Here is a 2,289-nt window from a genome sequence, read left to right as displayed (position 1 = left end):
GTGGTCATGAGGTCGGTCGCAAGGGGAGGAAAGGAGGCCCGGCCGGTTCCGGCGCGGCCGGCGAGTGTACTACGCCCCCGACTGGTGCGAGCTTACGTGGGCTTGAGGCCGCGGCAGGCGGTGCCGGCGTTCAGGCGAAGTAACCATGCAGATACCAGTCGCAGGGTGGGTCGAGCTCGCGGTACAGCCAGCAGCGGGCGCCCTGCGGGTCCAGCGCCTGGTGGTAGTCGCGGCGGATGCCGGCTTCGTCCCACCAGCCGCTTTCTATGCGCTCCGGGCCGGAAAGCAGTTGAAAGCCTTCACCGGGCGTGGCGTCGGCGGCCAGCCCCCGAGGCTGCAGGCGGCGCGCCTGCGGCAGCAGCCACAGCGGCCGTTGTTGGGCCGGCAGCGGTGCGGTGCCGCGTTCGGCACGCGGCGCATCCGCTGGCGGCAGGGTTGCCCAGGCCCGTTCGGGGCGATGCTCGGCCAGCGGGCGGAGCTGGCGGACGCTGTCCTCGCCCAGCCGCGCCCGCAGGCGGTCCACCAGCAGGCGGGCATTCTCGCGTGCGGTGCCGGGATCGCCGAACAGATCGTCGGAACGCGGTGCCAGCGGCGAGGGCGCGTCCGCGTGCAGACGGAGCTCCACCACCGGCTCCGGCAGGCTCAGCGCCGCCAGCCGTTCGCGGGCGAGGAGGTCGAGGCGGTCCTGGTCGCGGCTGGGGGCGCCAGTGACGATGTCCACCACGGTGTCCTCGCCATGTTCGTGCATCAACACCAGCCGGCAGTGATCGGCCGCCGCCTGGCGGGCAGCGAGCCAGCCGGAGAGGCTGGTGAAAAGCCGGCGGGCGGCGAACAGCAGGGGTTCGACCGCGATGGTGGGCGAGGGCATGACCAGCCTATGCTCGAAGCGCGGCGGCGGCTGGTAGCTGGGGCGCAGGTCGGGCGTCTCGCCATAGGCGAGGGCGAGCGTATGGGTGACGGCGGCGGCATCCCGCCGGGCGAGGCCGGCGCGGGGCAGGCGGCGGATGTCACCCAGGGTGCGGGCGCCGATGCCGGCCAGCAACTCCAGGTTGTGGCCGGCGACGTTGCTGCCGTCCAGGAGTACCGCCAGCGGCAATTCGTCCAGCAGGCCGCGCCAGTCGGGCGGCAGGGGCGTGCTGCCATGACCGGCGCGTGCCAGCCAGCGCGCGGCCAGCGGTGTCGGCGCGCTGGCGGCTACCGCGTGCAGGCCCAGCGCGGCGAGCCCGGTCAGCAGGTTCGTGCGCAGGTTGGACTCTCCACCGAACAGGCGCAGGCTGGCGCCGATCTCCAGCAGCAGCCCGTCCGGCGGGCAGAAGCTGAGCTGGGGGGTGTAGGCGCCGGCCCAATCGGCCACCTCTTTCAGCGTGGCTTCCTCCAGTTCCGGATTGCGCTCCCGCAGTTGCAGCGCGGGCGCGACAGCCAGCGCGCTGGCCAGGCGCTGGCCGCGTTTCACGCCGAGCGCGCGTGCCTGCGGGCTGGCGGCGCAAATGCGCCGGCCGGGCGCGGCCTCGGTCACCGTCAGCAGGCCAGGCTCCGCGCTACCGCGGGCAAAGACCTGCAAGGGCAACTGGGGCAGGATCAGGGCGAGCCACAACATGGGCAGGCGGCACGGCGAGGTCTTCGCCATGCAGGGGAAGCAGCAGGGGGGCGGCGGCTGGAGGGCCGCGGCGTTTCAGGATGTCCACCCGCACATGGGTTCCGGCAGGACGCAGGGCCAGCCGAAGGCTGGCGGGGGAAGCCTGGCGGGCGGCGCTTTCCGGCCGGAAGAGGAAGAGCGGCGTGGCCGACTCCTCGGCCGCCAGCTGCAGCCGGCGCAGCGCTGCGGTATCCGCCCGCTGTGGCCAGCACAGCACCGCGGCGCAGGTGGCGGAAGCCACTGCCTGGCGGGTGGCCCAGAGAATCTCGCCCGCGCTGGAAGGTGTGATCAGCAGCAGCCGGGACAGCGGCACGCCGGCGGCGGCCAGCGCCGGCGCATAGGGCATGAAGGGCGGTGCGATCCAGGCCAGCCAGCGGTCGTCGGGCGTCTGCCGGAGCAGCGGGAGCAGCAGGCCGAGTTCGCCGCAGCCCGGCTGTTCGACCAGCAGTTCGATCAACGCCGAAGCCGGCCAACCTCCGCCGGGCAACTCCGCATCCAGCGCGGCGAAGCCGGTGGGCCGCACCGGTCCGCTGCCGCGCGCCATGCGGTTGGCTTGCCACACCAGGCCGGCCGGCAGGGTAGTGGCCAGTTCGCTGGCAAGGCCTGCGGTGGCATCCGCGGTGGCAGTCCTGGCGAGGGCGAGACCCATGATG

At 73.5% G+C, this 2,289-nt stretch carries 2 protein-coding genes; both read right to left on the bottom strand.

Features of this window, described 5'->3' with window-relative positions; translation table 11 throughout:
- Positions 1–130 precede the first annotated feature (130 nt).
- The gene (locus tag GRF61_RS23835) at positions 131–1,597 is read right to left on the bottom strand and encodes a DNA polymerase Y family protein (RefSeq protein ID WP_169153101.1); all 1,467 of its coding nucleotides are present in this window, start codon (positions 1,595–1,597) and stop codon (positions 131–133) included.
- On the bottom strand, positions 1,539–2,285 hold the full coding sequence (imuA, locus tag GRF61_RS23830) for a translesion DNA synthesis-associated protein ImuA (RefSeq protein ID WP_169153102.1): 747 nt from the start codon (positions 2,283–2,285) through the stop codon (positions 1,539–1,541). Before imuA ends, GRF61_RS23835 begins: the two co-directional genes overlap by 59 nt.
- Positions 2,286–2,289: the final 4 nt, after the last annotated feature.

Origin of the sequence: Azoarcus sp. TTM-91, assembly GCF_012911025.1 — a bacterium.
Lineage (GTDB): Bacteria > Pseudomonadota > Gammaproteobacteria > Burkholderiales > Rhodocyclaceae > Azoarcus.
The sequence above is the reverse complement of the archived record's forward strand: the minus strand, read 5'-3'. Positions and strand labels throughout refer to the sequence as shown.